This is a genomic window from Nitrosomonas nitrosa (assembly GCF_003051105.1).
Classification (GTDB): Bacteria; Pseudomonadota; Gammaproteobacteria; order Burkholderiales; family Nitrosomonadaceae; genus Nitrosomonas; species Nitrosomonas nitrosa.
On record NZ_QAOO01000003.1, the window covers coordinates 161,023 to 178,593 of the forward strand.

Below are 17,571 nucleotides of genomic sequence, written 5' to 3' on the forward strand. Positions count from 1 at the left end.
GGGCGCATGACTGCGTTGCAACTCCTTGGAATAGCGTGACTATTCCGCGTCGTTGCGCCTTGTCCTGCACCCCTAAAACCGCACACTCCGTCCCGTCCAACCGAGGAATCTAGGTTAAATCTTCCTATCTGACGGCCTGTTAATACCGGAGTAAAAAAGTGTCAAATAGCACGCGAAATATGTGCCAATAAGGTAACTCAAATCCACAGGCTTTAGCCGCTGGGTTTGAGTTACCGACTGGAAGTCCGGTACGCACCGACTAAACGACGCGTCTTATTCCGGCTCCATTCAAAAATTATCGTTTGGATTGGGTGCAATGTGATTCTCCAAGAGTTGCTTGATCATTTCTTCTGTCATCTGATTTACCGTCGCGCAGAAATATCCTCGCGCCAAAAAATGCCTTCCCCTGGTAAAAACGGGTCAGATCCATTTTATAAATAACATCATTATGTTTAATTAATTGCTTTATGCTATTCTTTATACTTATAAGAACTTGTATTAAAGGGTTTTAATTATGAGAACGACCATTGATATCGATGACCAGTTATTACTTTATGCGAAGCAGAAAGCTGCGGAACAGAACTGTTCACTGAAGAATATTGTGGAAGATGCGCTAAGAGAGTTTTTTTCACATCCTCCAGCTAGTGATCGTGAAATAAAACTAGAGACTTTCTCAGGCGACGGATTAAAGCCAGGAATTGATCTGGACAATAGCCGCCGTTTGAATGACGTTATGGATGGTTTGTGATGTTTTTAATGGATGTCAATGTTTTGGTATATGCCTATCGTGAGGATGTTGCACATCATCAAGCTTGTCACCGTTGGTTGGAATCCACTGTTAACAGCCCAAAAGCATTCGGTTATTCCGAAATGGTGATGAATGGTTTTTTACGGGTTGTTACGCATCCAAAAGTATTTGAAACACCGTCGGATTTATCAAGTGCCATGCGTTTTGTGAACCAGGTGAGGCATGCGCAGAATGCTGTATGCATTATGCCAAGTACAAGGCATTGGCAGATTTTTACGGATTGTCTGTTGCAAATCGATGCTCGCGGGAATGATGTGTCCGATGCTTATCTTGCGGCATTGGCATTGGAATGGAATTGTCAATGGGTAACTATGGATAAGGGTTTTAAACGATTTAAAGGGTTAAAGTGCCGAAATCCTATGCAGCTATTGTCCCGTAATGCCTAGAAAATCCCGGTTCTTTATGCCCGGTATTCCGGTGCATGCATTTCAGCGCGGGCATAATAAAGCACCTGTATTCTTTGACGATGAAGATTACCTGACTTATCTGCGTTTTTTGAAAGCAGCAGCGGACGATCTGGATTGCCGGCTACACGCTTATGTGTTGATGACGAATCATGTGCATTTGCTCGTCACACCCAAAACATCGGACGGTATTAGCTTGTTGTTTCAAAGTGTCGGCCGTCAGTATGTGCCCTATATAAATAAAACATATGGCAGACGGGGGAGTTTGTGGGAAGGGCGCTATAAAGCTTGTTTGATCGATGCAGATAACTATTTGCTGGCTTGCATGCGTTACATTGAGCTGAATCCAGTGCGTGCTGGAATGGTGATGCACCCAGCAGAATACCGTTGGTCTAGTTATGCCTGCAACGCCTTGGGTGTTGATAATGCATTGATTACACCGCATGCCCAATACTTGGCGTTGGGTTTAACAAGTATACCTCGGAGGAAAGCTTATAAAGAATGTTTTAATGTCTCTGTAGAGGATAATGAATTGGTACTGTTTCGCCAAGCGCTGCAATCCGGTACGCCGCTGGGTCATGATCGATTCAAGGCAGAAATTGAATCTGTGCTCGGCCGTAAGATTGGTCAGGTTAAAGCAGGTAGACCGCGTAAATTCGACCGGATAGCGGGTTAGATAGCGAAGCGGCTTGGTTAGCTGAATAGGATTCAGTAAATGAGCGAGTTGCGTATAATTGATTGAGTTTTTAATGTTGTTATCCGCAGCGCGTGAACAGCGGGGTTAATCATTGTTGGCATATCATGGCTTATGAATCAGAATCTTTCGATTGGCAGTTGTTGTTAAGCGATTTTCTAAGGATACTCAAATCGGTACCTGTATTAGATTCAGTATTGCCTGCAGATAGCGATATTTTTCTGTTTTTCAGTCCCAGTTACCCAATAAATCTTTTCAAGCAATCGATCTTTTTTGATGATCGGCACACTGATTCCTCATTTTTCCCCGGCTTATTACGCAGCAGTGGAATCAGCCATTAATGCACTGGAAGTGCACGGTTTAGACAAATGTCCAAATTATGGCATTGAAGGTTTTAAACGTTATGTTGCACTAGCTATCGTTGCCAGAAACATCCGCCGAATAGGTGATATTCTGTGGCAGCAGGATGTGGAACGGAAACGCAAGGCTATAAAACGTAAATTAAAATACCAGCAAGCAGCCTAGACTCGCCAACGACGAAAAAAACGCCTGATTGCGAGCAATCAGAGATGGGTGCTGGGTGAAATTCCAGAACGTGTGTCAGAACGATATAATCATTCGCTTTGGCGTAAGCCATGATTTCACTGTCTGATGCATTGTATGTACCAAGTGCAGACCCGTGAGCTGCCTCAAAGCCTGCGCTAGTTTGCATATCGACCCAGCGCCCCAACGTAGAAGCAAATTCATGTCGATGAGCAGTTTCATGAAGAAGCTAAAATGACTTCACGTTCCTCCGCACGCCATGCGGCGTAACGCAGCGCCTGCATAATGTCTTCACGCGCAAGATAGGGATAGTCGGTGAGAATTTCATCGACGCTGCGGCCCGCACCGATTTGTCCGACGATCATACCGACTGTAATACGCATTCCCCGGATACAGGCTTTGCCGCCCATGATGCCGGGTTGCTGGGTGATACGATCGAGTTGCTCCATATTCTTATCCTTGTCAGTCTCAACAGCACCGTCATTTTTAAAACAAAAACATGCAAATACAGGATTAATGTGCTTGTCGGGAGGAGGGAGATCCATCTGAATGGAAAGCTTGCTCTGTTGTCGATAAGCACACTACCATGAAGCCTGCTCAACGTTCATAGGACAATATCGGCGCTAGCCACCTTTCCGCTTCTTCGATGCTCCAGCTTTTTCTTCTAGCATAATCTTCGACTTGATCCTTACCGATTTTACCCACGGCAAAATAGGTCGATTCCGGATGGGAGAAATAGAAGCCAGAAACGGCTGCAGTGGGTACCATGGCAAAGGATTCAGTAATGATAATACCGGCGCGTTTTTCTGCTTCAAGTAAAGCGAATAGGGGCCCTTTTTCGGTATGGTCGGGGCAGGCTGGATAACCCGGCGCCGGGCGGATTCCTTGATATTGTTCATCAATGAGCTGTTCGTTGGTTAGGGTTTCATCTTTGGCATAGCCCCAGAATTCCCGTCGGACGCGTGCGTGCATGTGTTCGGCAAACGCTTCGGCTAAACGATCAGCCAATGCTTTTAAAATGATTGCACTGTAATCATCGTTGGCTGCTTCGAAGGCGGCGACACGCTCATCGATACCGAAGCCTGCACCAACGGCGAATAAACCAATCGTATCTAGCAGGCCGCTTTCTTTGGGCGCGATGAAATCAGCCAGGCATATGTTGGGTCGCCCGGCCGGTTTGACCGTTTGCTGGCGCAAGCAGTGGTAGGTCATCAGTACTTTGCTGCGCGATTTATCAGCGTAAATTTCGATATCGTCATGATTGACCGTATTGGCTGGAAAGATCGCGATGACCGCATTGGCGGTGAGCCATTTCTGCTCGATAATTTTTTTCAACATCGTTTGCGCGTCACGGAACAGGCTGCTCGCAGCCTCGCCAACCACTTCATCCGTGAGAATGGCCGGGTAGCGCCCAGATAGCTCCCATGCCTGGAAAAAAGGCGTCCAATCAATATAGGGTACTATCGCTTCCAAGGGATAGTTGTTCAAGGTGCGAATACCCGTGAAGCTAGATTCAGGCGGTGTGTACTGTTGCCAGTCTATTTTCACTGCATTGGCACGTGCCTCAGCAAGGGTTAGTAATTGCGTAGGCCCTTTCTTGTTTTTTTGCTGGGTACGCACTTTTTCTTGCTCAGCTTTGATTTCCTGTGCATAAGCAACATGCTGGTCTTCCGACATGAGTTGACTGCATACGCCCACGGCACGGCTTGCATCGGGTACCCATACCGTCACACCACTGTAGTGCGGGGCAATTTTTACCGCTGTATGCACTCGAGAGGTGGTGGCACCGCCAATGAGCAACGGGATGGTGAAGCCTTCACGCTCCATTTCCTTGGCGACATGGGCCATTTCCTCCAGCGACGGCGTAATCAGACCGGACAAGCCGATAATGTTTGCTTTTTCGTTGCGGGCCATTTCCAGGATCTTGGCGCTTGGCACCATCACGCCCATATTGATCACTTCATAATTGTTACATTGCAGCACCACGGTGACGATATTTTTGCCGATGTCGTGCACATCACCTTTTACGGTGGCAATGACGATTTTCCCTTTAGGCTTGTTATCGCCAGAGAGCTTCTTTTCCGCTTCGATGTAGGGAAGCAAATAAGCGACAGCCTGTTTCATGACGCGTGCAGATTTGACGACTTGCGGCAAGAACATTTTTCCTGCACCAAACAAATCGCCGACTACATTCATCCCGTCCATGAGCGGGCCTTCGATTACTTCGATGGGTCGCCCGCCTTTGTTTTCGATTTCTTGCCGGATGATTTCGGTGTCTTCTTCGATGTAGCTACTGATCCCTTTGACCAGTGCATGGGTCAGACGTTGACGGACCGGTTCGTTACGCCAAGAGAGATCTTCGATCTGCTCTTTCTTCTGCCCTTTGAAATTTTCGGCAAATTCAACCAAGCGTTCGGTCGCATCGGGGCGGCGGTTGAGCAGCACATCCTCTACCCGCTCGAGTAAATCTCCGGGAATATCGGAATAAACGCCCAGTTGCCCTGCATTGACAATCCCCATAGTCATGCCTGCTTGGATCGCATGGTATAAGAAGGCGGTATGTATGGCTTCCCTGATCGGCTCGTTTCCGCGGAAAGAGAAGGAGACGTTGGATACGCCGCCACTGACTTTGGCGTAGGGTAAGGTTTGCTTGATGACTCGGGTCGCTTCGATGAAATCGAGCGCGTAGTTATTATGTTCTTCGATACCCGTGGCAACCGCAAAGATATTGGGGTCGAAAATGATATCTTCAGGCGGAAAGCCGACCTGGTCGACGAGCAAGCGGTAACTGCGTGTGCAGATTTCCACTTTGCGTGCTTGTGTATCGGCCTGTCCTTGTTCATCGAATGCCATGACGATGATCGCGGCACCATAGCGACGCGCGAGCTTCGCATGATAAATGAATTCCTCTTCTCCTTCTTTCATGCTGATCGAATTAATGATCGCTTTACCCTGGATGCATTGCAGGCCAGCTTCGATGATTGACCATTTACTTGAATCGATCATGATCGGCACGCGGCTGATATCGGGTTCGGCTGCGATCAAATTGAGGAAGGTCACCATGGCTTTTTGCGAATCGAGCATGGCTTCGTCCATATTGATGTCGATAATTTGTGCGCCATTTTCGACTTGACTGCGCGCAATGCTTAATGCTTCCGCATAGTTGTCGTTCAGGATCAAGCGTGCGAACGCTTTCGAACCAGTCACATTGGTACGCTCGCCGACATTGACGAATAACGAGTCATCGCCGATATTGAGCGGCTCTAGACCCGATAGGCGGAGTTTCTTGGGGATGTCGGGTATTTTTCTCGGTGCGATATCCTTGACGGCCTCGGCGATAGCCTTGATATGGTCGGGTGTTGTACCACAGCAGCCCCCGACAATATTCACGAAACCCGATTGGGCAAATTCTTTGATCAGGCTTGCCGTATATTCGGGAGATTCATCGTAACCCGTATCCGATAAGGGGTTCGGTAGACCGGCATTGGGGTGGGTGCTGGTATAGACGTCGGCAACATTGGAGAGTTCTTCGACATAAGGGCGCATCAATTCTGCACCCAACGCACAATTGATCCCGATCGACAAAGGTTGGGCGTGCCTGACCGAATTCCAGAATGCTTCCGGGGTCTGACCGGAAAGATTGCGACCGGAAGCATCGGTGATCGTAACTGAAATCATCACCGGCAGGCGCAACTGATGTCGCTCAAAATATTGATCGATGGCAAACAATGCTGCCTTGGCATTTAAGGTATCGAAAATGGTCTCGACCAGCAGGATATCGACTCCGCCGTCGACTAAACCGTGAATCGATTCGGAATAGTCGGTGACGAGTTGCGCGAAGGTAATCGATCGGAAGCCAGGGTCATTGACATCCGGTGAAATTGAGGCAGTTTTGGTAGTGGGGCCAATAACACCGGCGACAAAGCGAGGTTTGTCGGGTGTCTTGGTTTCCATCGCGAGCGCTTCTTCTCGCGCCAGTTGTGCACCGGCAAAATTCAGCTCATATACCCATTCTTGCATGTGGTAATCAGCCATCGAAGGTGCATTGGAGTTGAAGGTATTGGTCTCGATGATATCAGCCCCAGCTTCGAGATAGCGCGCATGGATCGAGCGGATGATTTCAGGCTGCGTCAAAGTCAACAAATCATTGTTACCTTTGAGATCATGAGGGTAGTCCGCAAAACGGGTACCTCGGTAATCGGTTTCACTCAACTTATGGCTTTGGATCATAGTGCCCATTGCGCCGTCGAGAATCAGAATGCGGCGAGCAAGCAAATTTTCCAAGAGAGTAGTGCGGTGATGGTGAGACATGATGAAATGATGTTAAGTTAACAATGCAAAGGGTAGATTATACCCCATGCCCTCCCTCATGACTTGAGGAAGGGCGATACGGAGGGGGTATGTCTTTGTGTGGCGATCGTATAACGCGCTACCAGCGTGTCTAAACAGGGCCTACTTCAAAAAAAATTAACATAATTGAGATCATTCAGACATGAACACATCGTAAGGTACGCGTGCACGGCGCTGTGCTTATTAGACGAAAAATGTGTTTCCACTATTAAGAGGAATCTCTCATGGATTATGAAAAAACATTAGCGATCGTTGCTGCATGCATGTTGTTGTCCTTGGTGGCGGTCAGATTGTCGCATGCTGGGATGGATGGCCCTGTTACATTACCTAAGAAGGGTGCAGAAGAAGCAGCAAAAGCAAAAAGCATGAATGTGCAGCTCGGCCCTCGGCCATTTTTTTTGATCGACGATATGGACGAAAGCGTACTTAAGGATAAGTTGATGTCCTGTACGGAAGGGCCGTTTAAAAGAACGGATTTCTCGATTGGGCACCGTGGCGCACCCTTGCAATTTCCTGAACATACCCGAGAATCTTATTTGGCCGCGGCACGAATGGGAGCAGGCATGATCGAATGTGATGTCACTTTCACGCAAGATCGTGAGCTGGTTTGCCGTCATTCGCAGTGCGATCTGCATACGACGACCAATATTCTGGCTATCCCAGAGTTGGCGGCAAAATGCAGCATCCCTTTTGTGCCTGCCGAAATTGACCCAGTTACAGGAGAAGTGATTAAGCCAGCCTATGCGCAATGCTGTACCAGTGATATTACGCTCGCTGAATTCAAGCGGCTCAGCGGCAAAATGGATGCAAGCGATCCAGCTGCTACCACGGCAGAAGCATATCTGGGAGGTACAGCGAACTGGCGCACTGATCTCTATGCCGGGAAAGGTACGCTATTGTCGCATAAGGAAAGTATTGCATTGTTTAAGCAATTGGGGGTGAAAATGATACCTGAACTCAAGCAGGCGAGTGTGCCCATGCCTTTTCAGGGGGATTTCACCCAGCATGATTACGCGCAAAAAATGATCGACGAATACAAAGAGGCAGGTGTTCTTCCTCAAAACGTTTATCCGCAGTCTTTCAATCTTGCTGACGTACTCTACTGGATTCAGTATGAGCCGGAATTTGGCGAACAGGCGGTTTATCTCGATGGTCGTTATGAGGAGGCTGAGTTCGATCATACCGATCCCGCTACCTGGAAACCCAGCATGAACGACCTTGCCGCTCGTGGGGTAAAGATTATCGCGCCGCCCATGTGGATGTTGCTTGCAGTGAATGAGAATGGTCAAATCGTGCCGTCACGTTATGCGCAGGCGGCCAAAGCATCAGGTCTCGACATCATCACCTGGACATTTGAACGTTCTGCGCCATTGATCAATGATGGCGACTGGTATCATCAGACGATTGACGATGTTATCAACAATGATGGCGATAAATATGTCGCGTTGGATGTGTTGGCCAAGCAGGTGGGAATAACCGGTATCTTTTCAGATTGGCCGGCCACGACCACTTATTATGCTAATTGCCTGAATTTGAGATAACTCGTTGAGAAAATTAACTTAGATTAGTAATAAATTGGTGTTTCTCTAAAGGTGGTTGGAGTGTATTCCTGCCACCTTCCTTTTTGCCGAGTGAATCAGGGGTAGTGCAACAGGAGGCGGTAGCCGGTCGCTTTTAGTTCGCTGTTATCGAAATGATGTTCGATTTCGATCTCGCTTTTGGCTGCGAAAAATTTCGATTTGTTGTTAGGGCCGAGATAGTCTTTCGCCGTCAGAGTGCGTCTTGCCAGCGGCTGTCCTTGATTGTCCGTCAGAGTGAGTAACAGCGCAGGTAGCTCCTGGGGAAAAGGTGCGTGATTCTGTATGGTTGCCGTGAGGACTACCATTTCTCCCGGTCGGTTTGGATCGATACGCAAATCTGAAGATTCCAGGCTCAACAATTTCTCTTGGCGCGGTAAGCTGATTGTACATTGCAATAGTAAGCAATATTTTTCCAAGAATGGCTTGATAGCGGGTACGGAAACAGACAGTTCTATCCGGTAAAAATAAAGGCTGTACCCTACCAGAATAATCAGCATCATTAGACTCGTAAAAAACCATTTTCGTGTTTTGCGAGAAGGAGGTTGATCGCCGAGCAAGGTGGCTTCATAAGCCAAATCTTTTTCTTGATTCAAGAAATCGAAAGCGGGAGCAACCGATTCATGTCGAGGCGGGGATACCGATTCGCTGATTCGAGTTGATTCTTTATCGGAAAGTAAGTTGATGATCAACGATTCAGGAATCGTTACGAGCGATGCAAACGCGTCAAACACCTGCTGGCATTGGTTGCATTGCACTTGGCCATCGTGAGCACGTAACTCATCGATCGTTAGACAGAAAACAGTGCTACATTCCGAGCATCGCGTGATAAGCGCCATTGCTATCCTGAAAACGTTATTGTTTTACGCCGGTTAACAAAACCCAGCCTTCTTTGTTGTCTGCAATTTCCATTTTAATATTTTGCCGGTAAGCATGGATAACTTCATTGGCCTGCGCTTCTAGGACACCTGAAAGGGCGATCGCGCCTCCTTGCCGTAAAGTATTCATTAGGATTGGCGCGAGCATGATCAAAGGGTTGGCCAGTATGTTGGCAACAACCTTATCAACTGGCTTATTCGCCGCTGGATTGGCCGTAAGGAGCGTGTCCAGATGAGTGGAGAATGCAATTTTTTTCGGATCACATCGATTGAGGATCGCATTGTCACGGCTAGCGATAATGGCGTGATCATCGATATCGACCCCCATCACAAAGCCGGCTCCCAGTTTCAATGCTGCAATTGCGAGGATGCCCGAGCCGCATCCATAATCGAGTACGGTTTCGCCTGGGTGGATGTGCTGATCCAGCCAAGCGAGACATAGTTGTGTAGTCGGATGGCTGCCTGTGCCAAAAGCCCGCCCTGGATCCAGGATCAAATTGATCGCGGTCGGGTCAGGGGGGTGATGCCAAGTAGGTACAATCCACAGTTTTGAGGAGATGCGGATAGGGTCGAACTGAGATTGTGTTAATTTGACCCAGTCTTGTTCAGCAACGGTAGATAAGTGGTATTCAGGTTGGTCAGCAAGTTCGAGCACTTGAGTGATGGCTTGCATGATTGCGGCACTATCTGCATCCTGTCCAAATAGTGCGGTAATTGCTGCCTGCGACCAAAGCTCTCCAGCATATTCACCTGGTTCATCGAATAAAGGTTGCTCGTCCGAGGTGCCTGCAGCTGCATCGTGAATGTCGACGGATAACGCCCCTAATTCGAATAATTTGTCGCTTACGACCTCGACGTCGGCGGCATTGACTTCAAATGTAAGCGCTAACCAGGACATTGTTGGAGGATAAGTTCCTCAGTCGGCTTGATTAACCATTTTCCTTGCTTGTTTTATTATGCAACGCAAGTTTATGCTCGAGGTAATGGATCGAGATACCTCCGCCGAGGAAATTCGTATCGGAGAGCAAGTCGAGGTGCAGCGGGATATTTGTTTTGATGCCATTGATGACGGTTTCCGACAGTGCGATACGCATGCGGGCAATGGCTTGATCCCGATCATCTCCATAGGCAATGATTTTGCCTATCATCGAGTCGTAATAGGGGGGCACCATATAATTATGATAAACATGCGAGTCTACGCGGATACCTGGGCCGCCCGGCGCATGATATTGCGTGATGCGGCCAGCGGAAGGTGTCAGCTTATAAGGATCTTCCGCATTGATACGGCATTCGATGGCATGACCCTTGATTACGATATCTTTTTGCCGCACGGATAGCTTTTCACCCGCGGCAACTTGAATCTGGGCTTGCACCAGATCGATGCCTGTCACGGCTTCGGTCACAGGGTGTTCCACTTGTAGACGGGTATTCATTTCAATGAAATAGAATTCATTGTTTTCGTAAAGAAATTCAAAGGTGCCTACACCACGATAATGGATGCGACGGCAAGCTTCTGTGCACCGTTCTCCGATTTTATCGCGCAGCCGTGGCGGGATATCGGGGGCGGGCGCTTCCTCCAGAATTTTTTGATGGCGGCGTTGCATCGAACAATCCCGCTCGCCTAAGTGAACTGCATTGCCGTGCTCGTCAACCAATACTTGAATTTCAATGTGTCTTGGATTTTCTAAATATTTTTCTGCATAGATGACGGGGTTGCCAAACGCTGTTTGTGCTTCATTCCGAGTGGTGATGATCGCATTCGATAAGGCGCCTTCAGTGTGTACGACCCGCATGCCGCGACCACCGCCTCCCCCAGCCGCTTTGATAATGATGGGGTAGCCTATCGATTTGGCGATCTTTTTGATTTCGTCTATCGAATCTGGCAATGCGCCATCCGATCCAGGAACGCAGGGCACGCCTGCTTGCCGCATTGCATTTTTCGCGCTGACTTTGTCACCCATCAGACGGATCGTATCTGGGCGGGGGCCTATGAATACAAATCCACTTTTTTCTACTCGCTCAGCAAAATCTGCATTTTCCGAGAGAAAACCATAACCAGGATGAATGGCTTCGGCGTCGGTTACTTCGGCTGCGCTGATAATGGCCGGAATATTGAGGTAGCTTTGCGTAGAGAGTGCGGGGCCTATGCATACCGACTCATCAGCAAGTTTGACATATTTGGCTTCTGAATCAGCGACCGAATGCACGGCGACGGTTTTGATGCCCATGGCACGGCAAGCACGTTGGATACGCAATGCGATTTCGCCTCGATTGGCAATAAGTATTTTCTCAAACATATTTAATGTATTTGAGGTGAAGTCAGGGAGATAACATTTAAAAGATGAATAATAAAAAAGTTAGCCAATAATAAATAAGGGTTCACCATATTCAACGGGCTGACCATTTTCAAGCAGAATTGCTTTGATGACGCCATTTTTATCGGCCTCTATTTCATTGAGCAGTTTCATGGCCTCAATAATGCAAAGCGTATCACCAACTTTAACGGTTTGTCCGACTTCCACGAAAGGCTTTGTTCCGGGTGCAGAAGCGCGATAGAAAGTACCGACCATCGGCGATTTGACGATATGCCCTTCTGGTAGATTTGGTTTTGAATCATCTGTTTCAGACGCAGATTCGACTGCATTGATGTTCGAAGGCGCACTGGGTGGATAGTATTGCGGTGTAGCTGAGTGCGTCTGCGGTGGGTGACCGAATTTGTTGATGCGAACTTTATCTTCGCCCTCGGTAATTTCTAACTCAGCTATGTTGTATTCTTCAACTAATTCAATTAGTTTTTTTAGTTTTCTTAGATCCATATACACCCTCCCGGGAACAACCCGTTCACGAGTAATCTAGAATCAAACCTGAGGCGATATCGTCGTTTCGGTTTGCGAGATTGAGTTAAGAACAAGATAGAAAAATGTATGTAGTTTGCTAGCAATTGACGGCGTACTTGAAGTAATGGCGGCGCATATTACTATATATTACCTAATTATTGTATTGTTTATTTTAGTTGCTTCTTCGTTTCTAGCCATTAGGCTAGATTGACAAAATTAAATCAACGATTGATTGCGTTATGATGATATGGTGGCATTGTAGGTATCAGTGTTTTTTTTATATTATTGTTTGGTCAATGCATATTGCAGTGCCAGTTCGTAGCCTTTAGCTCCCAATCCGCTAATTACGCCAATCGCAAGATCAGAAAAAAAAGATTTTTGACGATAGGGTTCTCGTGCATAAATATTTGACAGATGTATTTCAATAAAAGGCAGTCCTGTTGCGGCTATTGCATCACGCAAAGTAATGCTGGTATGCGTTAATCCTGCTGGATTGATAATGATGAAATCAGTCCCATCCTGCATCGCAAGTTGTATGCGATCTATTAATATACCCTCGCTGTTACTTTGTAAAACATCAAGCTTGGCTTTGGCTGCATCTGCCATCTCATGCAGTTTTTTGTTAATATCATTTAAAGTTGTTTTGCCATAAATTTCTGGCTCTCTTTTTCCCAAAAGATTTAAATTTGGCCCATGGATAACCAGGATATGCTTGGACGATATATTGCTAGATTTCATTATCGAATTATGGCTTTTTCTGTAAAGAATGTACAGATTTATGATAACAATCGGAGAATTTAAACGAATTTGCAGTGAAATGCTTGGATGATTATTCTGGGGTGTTGTTATTGCTTGTCTAGCAGCAAATAGGATTTGTAGCAAAATTATCTTGTAATTGCTCACAATTACTTAAACCACTATAATCCCGCGTTTGTTGGTCAGATTATAGAGGCTGTTGTAGCTCAGTTGGTAGAGCAACTGATTCGTAATCAGTAGGTCGGAGGTTCGACTCCTCTCAACAGCACCAATAATCAATAACTTAGCGCATCTGCTGATAGCTCTTTACTTCGATTGTGTCAAATTTGTGCCAGAAAACATGGCATCCACGACACGTGCATGTGCGGCAAACTGGGCTGGTGCGAGATGTGCATATCGCCTCACCATCTCCGAAGACTCCCATGCGCCCATCTCTTGAATGACATTCAACGGTACACCATTCTGTGTTAACCAGCTTGCCCAGGTATGACGCAAATCATGCCAGCGAAAATCCTCGATACCGGCCCGCTTTAATGCTTTTCGCCAAGCTCTGGTATTTACTTGCTTTATAGGCATACCTTTATAAGTAAATACCGTTTTAGGATGTTTTCCAACTTGTCTCTCTAATACAGTCATAGCTGTAGAATTGAGTGAAACATGAATTGGTTTCCCAGCTTTTGCCTGATCGCCGTGTATCCATGCAACATTGCGCCGCATATCAACTTGGGACCACTCAAGTTTTGTAACATTTGCTCGCCGCAAACCTGTAGCCAGTGAAAATTGCACAATATCTGCCAAATGCACCGGCAACTCCTGTATGAGCTTATTGGCTTCATCAGCATTCAAATAACGTATCCGTCGCTTGGGCTCCCGGTACAACTTAATAGTTGGCGCTTTATCAATCCACTCCCATTCAAGAGTAGCCCGCCGTAAAATGGAGCGAATCAATGCCAATAACCGATTTGCTGTAGCTGGTGTGGTTGTTTTTAACTTTAACTCACCTATCCTTGCAATTTCCTCACGAGTGATCTCATGAAGATACTTGCCCCGGAGGTATTGTTGGAGCCAACTGATTTTGGAAACATCATCATGATGTGTTTTTTTGTGTTGCGTTTCCATCAACCACTTGTAAGCAGCTTCATCCCAGGTATATTTTGGTTTTTCACCAACTTTTACAACTCTCCACGCTTCGGCTTTCAGCTTGTCGTGGAATTCCTGCGCCTGGGTTTTGTCTTCTGTTGCAGCAGAGCATCTAATGCGCTCGCCGCTTGGTGTGGTGAATCGAACCCACCACGTTTTACCGCGTTTAAAGAGTGGCATAATTTTTTCTCCTCATGTCCCACTTGCAACGCTTGCCGAGTAGAAGCATATAACGAGCGGATATGATCGGCAAGGTCATCTTCGATAAAAGCCCAGCGTTTTCCTAATTTGGCACCGGGAATGATTCCCGCTTTGGCGCGTCGGCGCACTTCCTCGGGGTGCAGTTTCAGAAACTGGGCCGCTTCAGTCAGGGTCAAGGTTTTCATAAGCCATTCAACCTTTGGTAAAAATTGCTATAACAGCATAAGCGAAACAATCACCACTGAAATCAGCACCAGAACGGCGGCCAGTAAATTCATAATGGCCGCCTGCCTGGAAATTCGGGTCAGATCACGGATCTCATGATTGATTGCGATTCTGATTTTCTCGCTGATTAATTGCATGCTCTGATCTATTGGCTGATCGTTGCTTTTGCTGAAATTGCTCTGTTGTGCGCTGATCAGCGCATTGGCTTTTTTGCTGGCGACCGTCTGCCATTGATTCAAGTTTTCCTGCAGAATGGCTTCGTATTTGTGCAGCAATTCAGCGTGCGCTTTTTCATTCTGTTCCAGCAGTACTTCATTGAGCGTATGCATCATCAAAATCGGATCATCTTTGGTCAAAACGATGCTGTGTTCTGACGCGATCCGTTTGATCAATGCATCCAGTTTGTCGTTGTTCATGACAAAACCGCGGACACGTTTTCAAGAGTGGTAAACAGCTGTCTGCGTATAATGGTCAATCGCTGGCGAACCATCACCGGCAAAGTGCTGCTTTTCAGCGCTTCATCAAACGTGAATTTCGACTGCAGGATTTCGCTTAAATCCTTACCGAAGGTTTCCGGCTTGTAGTGCGGAATTCTAATGATGGCCGATACACGGGCTTTGTTGTCGACATAGGCCTTCATTTCCTCGAACTGTTTGCCGTTCATGATGATTTCGCCCCAGTAAGGATTGAGCCAGACAACGAATAACGCTTCCTTCGGAAATTGTTTGACGAGATGCGCAAAACCATTGAGTGTATCGAGCAATGCCTGGCTGCCGGTAATCACGGTATGAACAATCAGTTCATGTCCCATATCCAGCAGCAAAGCCGGAATCTGGTTGCTGATCAGGTAATGCGACATCGGCACGAAGGTGCTCGCGCCGTTATCGATAATGGCATCGGTTTCCGTGTTGGCGATGAGTTCGATCAAATCATCGAACTTTCTTGGATCGATCTCATCGTTGTTCATCACATTAACCTGTTTTACATTCAGTTTTTTGAATCCATAGAATGTAGCGTTAACCGGATCGGTATCGATGCATAACGGATTTTTCCCTTTGGCGATCTTGTGCTGCGCCAGTGTCGATGAGATGAACGATTTACCGACACCTCCCTTGCCTTGCAGAATCATATGTATCTTGGCCATCAGATAAGCTCCTCTTTTTCAGTTGTAGAATTAAAACGAAATCCTTCCTGATCGGTGATCGCTGGTTTGGTGGATGCGGTGCGTAATTTCTGTTTTCTGTCATCCCCGATATGGCGGTTGACCAAGGTTCTGAACCATTGATAAGAACATTTGATTCTTCCCTCGTCATGCAGCGTGTTCCAGATCTGTCGTACCGTCCACCCATCTTGTAACGCCTGCTCGATATCCGGCTTCAGTGCGATAAACGCCGGTAAAAATTGTTTGCCGGTGTTTTTGTTCTTATTTGTAAATAGCGCGATACGTTCCGATAAGGTTTTGGTCATCACCATGTTTCCCGCATCTAATTATTCTTTGGTGGAATATTTTGTTTTTAAAAACGTGTTCACCACACCTCTGTGTTTCATTTGCCGGCAATCGAATTGCTTTCAGCTTCAATTCGTTTCACTTTGTTTCTTTTGCTTTTTATTTGCTTTCTTTTTGTTACAAACACGCTTTATTTTGCTTGAAAGAAACTTTTTGCAAGCATTTTTAAATCATATGAACTTATAATATAACGAAAATAAACTACTTGCAAACTTATAATATAATGGTAGTATATTTTAAAAAATCTACACAACAGGGCAAGATATGTGGAGATGGCCATCTCCACGCAAACTTTATTCGCACATTACTGTGCTCAACGTTGATCTTGCTCTACGAGGTAAGCGAAATGACGGTTCCAGAGCACCAAAGTGGTGATGATAAACAGCATGCTGTGAATAGAAACAAAGGAGTGCGGCGCGCCAAACGAGATAAGCGGCTCAGAATTCCTGTATTGCCGGAGGAGGAGAGGGTGATCAAAGCAAAAGCCTATGAGGCGGGATTGACGGTTGCAGAATATCTGCGCAATCTGGGTCTGGGTTACAGCGTGCCCAGTATGATCGATAACCGGCAGGTGGATGCACTGCTCAAAATCAATGCCGATCTGGGTCGGCTTGGTGGCTTGATCAAGCTATGGCTGACCAATGACGAGCGCACGAAATATATCGGCAAGTCGCAGCTCTATATGACCCTGGACACCATCCAAGAAACACAAAGTGTGATGCTCAAAGAAATCATGAAGCTCAGGAAATAATATTCGGAATAACCAGATTATTTAAGCTGCTTAAATGCCATGATCGCTAAAATCGTTCCCATCAAATCGCTACGCAAAAGCAATTACTCTGCGTTGGTAAAGTATCTGACCGATCCGCAAGGCAAAAGTGAACGTCTTGGGCGGATTTCAATTACAAATTGCTATACCGATGAACTGACACCAGCAATGCTTGAAATCCAGAATACGCAGGAGATGAACAGGCGTGCCCGATCCGATAAAACCTGTCACTTGGTCTTGAGCTTCCCGGAGGGTGAACGGTTATCCAATGACCAGCTGAGTGAAATAGAAGAAAGGTTTTGTGAAGCACTGGGATTTCGTGAACATCAGCGTATCAGTGTCGTGCATGACGATACGGATCATCAGCATATCCATATTGCGATCAACAAGATTCATCCACGCAAACTGACGATCCACAACCCCTACTACGATTACAAAAAGGTTGCCACCCTATGCGAACAGATCGAGCGGGAGTACGGACTGACCCAAGTCAATCATGAAGCCCAGCTAGACAAATCTTCGCGCATCATGCAGGACATCGAAGCCAAAGCGGGTATCGAGAGCCTGCTTGGCTGGATTCGGCGCGAATGCCTCGATGACATCAAGCGGGCTGACACCTGGCAGGGTTTGCACCAACTGCTGCAAAACCATGGCCTGGTAATCAAGGAACGCGGCAATGGTCTGGTGTTTGTTTCCAGCCATGGCGTGGCTGTTAAAGCCAGTTACGTTGACCGGTCTCTATCGAAACCGAATCTGATCAAGCGATTGGGTGCCTTTGAAGCGTCAGCGCATACGGCACAAACGACGTCTGTCCAATCCAAACAGTATCAACCCAAGCCGCTGCAGAACACCATCGATACCGCCAGGCTGTTTGAGCGCTAC

General features: G+C 46.8%; 17 protein-coding genes, 1 tRNA gene and 4 pseudogenes. 8 read left to right on the top strand and 14 right to left on the bottom strand.

Annotation, left to right across the window (positions count from 1 at the left end):
* Nucleotides 1-288 precede the first annotated feature (288 nt).
* Nucleotides 289-405: pseudogene (locus C8R30_RS02480) on the bottom strand (IS200/IS605 family transposase); the annotation flags it as partial.
* 109 nt (nt 406-514) lie between these two features.
* On the opposite strand from C8R30_RS02480, the gene C8R30_RS02485 reads away from it, so the two are divergent.
* The 4 genes and pseudogenes from C8R30_RS02485 to C8R30_RS02500 form a co-directional block, all read left to right on the top strand.
* Complete coding sequence (locus C8R30_RS02485; protein WP_090667056.1) at nt 515-748, top strand: hypothetical protein; 234 nt, start codon at nt 515-517, stop codon at nt 746-748.
* Entirely contained in the window at nt 748-1,194 is a 447-nt protein-coding gene (locus C8R30_RS02490) for a type II toxin-antitoxin system VapC family toxin (RefSeq protein ID WP_090667054.1), read from the top strand. The genes C8R30_RS02485 and C8R30_RS02490 overlap by 1 nt, the downstream gene beginning before the upstream one ends.
* A complete protein-coding gene (locus tag C8R30_RS02495) occupies nt 1,187-1,888 on the top strand; it encodes a transposase (protein ID WP_090667052.1) in 702 nt (233 codons plus the stop codon). The genes C8R30_RS02490 and C8R30_RS02495 overlap by 8 nt, the downstream gene beginning before the upstream one ends.
* A 333-nt stretch (nt 1,889-2,221) precedes the next feature.
* Nucleotides 2,222-2,473: pseudogene (locus C8R30_RS02500) on the top strand (ISNCY family transposase); the annotation flags it as partial.
* A 25-nt stretch (nt 2,474-2,498) separates the two neighbouring features.
* On the opposite strand, the pseudogene C8R30_RS16620 reads toward C8R30_RS02500, so the two are convergent.
* The 3 genes and pseudogenes from C8R30_RS16620 to metH form a co-directional block, all read right to left on the bottom strand.
* Nucleotides 2,499-2,618: pseudogene (locus tag C8R30_RS16620) on the bottom strand (DUF5615 family PIN-like protein); the annotation flags it as partial.
* A 49-nt stretch (nt 2,619-2,667) separates the two neighbouring features.
* Entirely contained in the window at nt 2,668-2,898 is a 231-nt protein-coding gene (locus C8R30_RS02505; RefSeq protein ID WP_107789463.1) for a DUF433 domain-containing protein, read from the bottom strand.
* A 148-nt stretch (nt 2,899-3,046) separates the two neighbouring features.
* Complete coding sequence (gene metH, locus C8R30_RS02510) at nt 3,047-6,760, bottom strand: methionine synthase (RefSeq protein ID WP_107789464.1); 3,714 nt, start codon at nt 6,758-6,760, stop codon at nt 3,047-3,049.
* Nucleotides 6,761-7,023: 263 nt separating this feature from the next.
* Here metH and C8R30_RS02515 point away from each other — a divergent pair, with 263 nt between their 5' ends.
* Complete coding sequence (locus C8R30_RS02515) at nt 7,024-8,340, top strand: glycerophosphodiester phosphodiesterase family protein (protein ID WP_204799846.1); 1,317 nt, start codon at nt 7,024-7,026, stop codon at nt 8,338-8,340.
* A 95-nt stretch (nt 8,341-8,435) separates the two neighbouring features.
* Here C8R30_RS02515 and C8R30_RS02520 read toward each other — a convergent pair whose 3' ends face one another.
* The 5 genes from C8R30_RS02520 to aroQ form a co-directional block, all read right to left on the bottom strand.
* Nucleotides 8,436-9,215, bottom strand: a complete 780-nt coding sequence (locus tag C8R30_RS02520) for a DUF3426 domain-containing protein (RefSeq protein ID WP_107789465.1) — start codon at nt 9,213-9,215, stop codon at nt 8,436-8,438.
* 16 nt (nt 9,216-9,231) lie between these two features.
* Nucleotides 9,232-10,152, bottom strand: a complete 921-nt coding sequence (gene prmA / locus C8R30_RS02525; RefSeq protein ID WP_090667042.1) for a 50S ribosomal protein L11 methyltransferase — start codon at nt 10,150-10,152, stop codon at nt 9,232-9,234.
* A 31-nt stretch (nt 10,153-10,183) separates the two neighbouring features.
* Nucleotides 10,184-11,551 carry an acetyl-CoA carboxylase biotin carboxylase subunit gene (gene accC, locus C8R30_RS02530; protein WP_090667040.1) on the bottom strand — a complete coding sequence of 456 codons (1,368 nt, stop codon included), beginning with the start codon at nt 11,549-11,551 and terminating at the stop codon, nt 10,184-10,186.
* Nucleotides 11,552-11,611: 60 nt separating this feature from the next.
* Complete coding sequence (accB, locus tag C8R30_RS02535; protein WP_107789466.1) at nt 11,612-12,070, bottom strand: acetyl-CoA carboxylase biotin carboxyl carrier protein; 459 nt, start codon at nt 12,068-12,070, stop codon at nt 11,612-11,614.
* 303 nt (nt 12,071-12,373) lie between these two features.
* A complete protein-coding gene (gene aroQ / locus C8R30_RS02540; protein WP_090667036.1) occupies nt 12,374-12,829 on the bottom strand; it encodes a type II 3-dehydroquinate dehydratase in 456 nt (151 codons plus the stop codon).
* A gap of 213 nt (nt 12,830-13,042) precedes the next feature.
* Here aroQ and C8R30_RS02545 point away from each other — a divergent pair.
* A tRNA-Thr gene (locus C8R30_RS02545) sits at nt 13,043-13,118 on the top strand.
* A gap of 35 nt (nt 13,119-13,153) precedes the next feature.
* Here C8R30_RS02545 and C8R30_RS02550 read toward each other — a convergent pair.
* From C8R30_RS02550 to C8R30_RS02570, 5 genes and pseudogenes are all read right to left on the bottom strand, one after another.
* Nucleotides 13,154-14,167 carry a tyrosine-type recombinase/integrase gene (locus tag C8R30_RS02550; protein WP_181258689.1) on the bottom strand — a complete coding sequence of 338 codons (1,014 nt, stop codon included), beginning with the start codon at nt 14,165-14,167 and terminating at the stop codon, nt 13,154-13,156.
* A gap of 65 nt (nt 14,168-14,232) precedes the next feature.
* A pseudogene (locus tag C8R30_RS16355) lies at nt 14,233-14,373 on the bottom strand (helix-turn-helix domain-containing protein); the annotation flags it as partial.
* A gap of 27 nt (nt 14,374-14,400) precedes the next feature.
* Nucleotides 14,401-14,829, bottom strand: a complete 429-nt coding sequence (locus C8R30_RS02560) for a conjugal transfer protein TraM (protein WP_107789469.1) — start codon at nt 14,827-14,829, stop codon at nt 14,401-14,403.
* Nucleotides 14,826-15,557, bottom strand: coding sequence for a nucleotide-binding protein (locus C8R30_RS02565; RefSeq protein ID WP_107789470.1), 732 nt, complete (start codon nt 15,555-15,557; stop codon nt 14,826-14,828). Before C8R30_RS02565 ends, C8R30_RS02560 begins: the two co-directional genes overlap by 4 nt.
* Nucleotides 15,557-15,880 carry a TraK family protein gene (locus C8R30_RS02570; protein WP_107789471.1) on the bottom strand — a complete coding sequence of 108 codons (324 nt, stop codon included), beginning with the start codon at nt 15,878-15,880 and terminating at the stop codon, nt 15,557-15,559. Before C8R30_RS02570 ends, C8R30_RS02565 begins: the two co-directional genes overlap by 1 nt.
* Before the next feature lie 386 nt (nt 15,881-16,266).
* Between C8R30_RS02570 and C8R30_RS02575 the strand changes: the two genes are divergently transcribed.
* Both C8R30_RS02575 and traI read left to right on the top strand, forming a co-directional pair.
* Complete coding sequence (locus tag C8R30_RS02575; RefSeq protein WP_239654186.1) at nt 16,267-16,671, top strand: plasmid mobilization protein; 405 nt, start codon at nt 16,267-16,269, stop codon at nt 16,669-16,671.
* 39 nt (nt 16,672-16,710) lie between these two features.
* Nucleotides 16,711-17,571, top strand: an 861-nt coding sequence (gene traI, locus C8R30_RS02580; protein ID WP_181258690.1) for a TraI/MobA(P) family conjugative relaxase, incomplete at its 3' end; no start/stop codon positions are given.

Coding starts and splice junctions, on each gene's coding strand:
- C8R30_RS02570 (WP_107789471.1), bottom strand. CDS start 15,880: ATGACCAAAACCTTATCGGAACGTATCGCGCTATTTACAAATAAGAAC.
- C8R30_RS02485 (WP_090667056.1), top strand. CDS start 515: ATGAGAACGACCATTGATATCGATGACCAGTTATTACTTTATGCGAAG.
- C8R30_RS02550 (WP_181258689.1), bottom strand. CDS start 14,167: ATGCCACTCTTTAAACGCGGTAAAACGTGGTGGGTTCGATTCACCACA.
- accB (WP_107789466.1), bottom strand. CDS start 12,070: ATGGATCTAAGAAAACTAAAAAAACTAATTGAATTAGTTGAAGAATAC.
- C8R30_RS02565 (WP_107789470.1), bottom strand. CDS start 15,557: ATGGCCAAGATACATATGATTCTGCAAGGCAAGGGAGGTGTCGGTAAA.
- C8R30_RS02490 (WP_090667054.1), top strand. CDS start 748: ATGTTTTTAATGGATGTCAATGTTTTGGTATATGCCTATCGTGAGGAT.
- C8R30_RS02575 (WP_239654186.1), top strand. CDS start 16,267: ATGACGGTTCCAGAGCACCAAAGTGGTGATGATAAACAGCATGCTGTG.
- aroQ (WP_090667036.1), bottom strand. CDS start 12,829: ATGAAATCTAGCAATATATCGTCCAAGCATATCCTGGTTATCCATGGG.
- C8R30_RS02560 (WP_107789469.1), bottom strand. CDS start 14,829: ATGAACAACGACAAACTGGATGCATTGATCAAACGGATCGCGTCAGAA.
- prmA (WP_090667042.1), bottom strand. CDS start 10,152: ATGTCCTGGTTAGCGCTTACATTTGAAGTCAATGCCGCCGACGTCGAG.
- C8R30_RS02515 (WP_204799846.1), top strand. CDS start 7,024: ATGGATTATGAAAAAACATTAGCGATCGTTGCTGCATGCATGTTGTTG.
- metH (WP_107789464.1), bottom strand. CDS start 6,760: ATGTCTCACCATCACCGCACTACTCTCTTGGAAAATTTGCTTGCTCGC.
- C8R30_RS02505 (WP_107789463.1), bottom strand. CDS start 2,898: ATGGAGCAACTCGATCGTATCACCCAGCAACCCGGCATCATGGGCGGC.
- accC (WP_090667040.1), bottom strand. CDS start 11,551: ATGTTTGAGAAAATACTTATTGCCAATCGAGGCGAAATCGCATTGCGT.
- C8R30_RS02495 (WP_090667052.1), top strand. CDS start 1,187: ATGCCTAGAAAATCCCGGTTCTTTATGCCCGGTATTCCGGTGCATGCA.
- C8R30_RS02520 (WP_107789465.1), bottom strand. CDS start 9,215: ATGGCGCTTATCACGCGATGCTCGGAATGTAGCACTGTTTTCTGTCTA.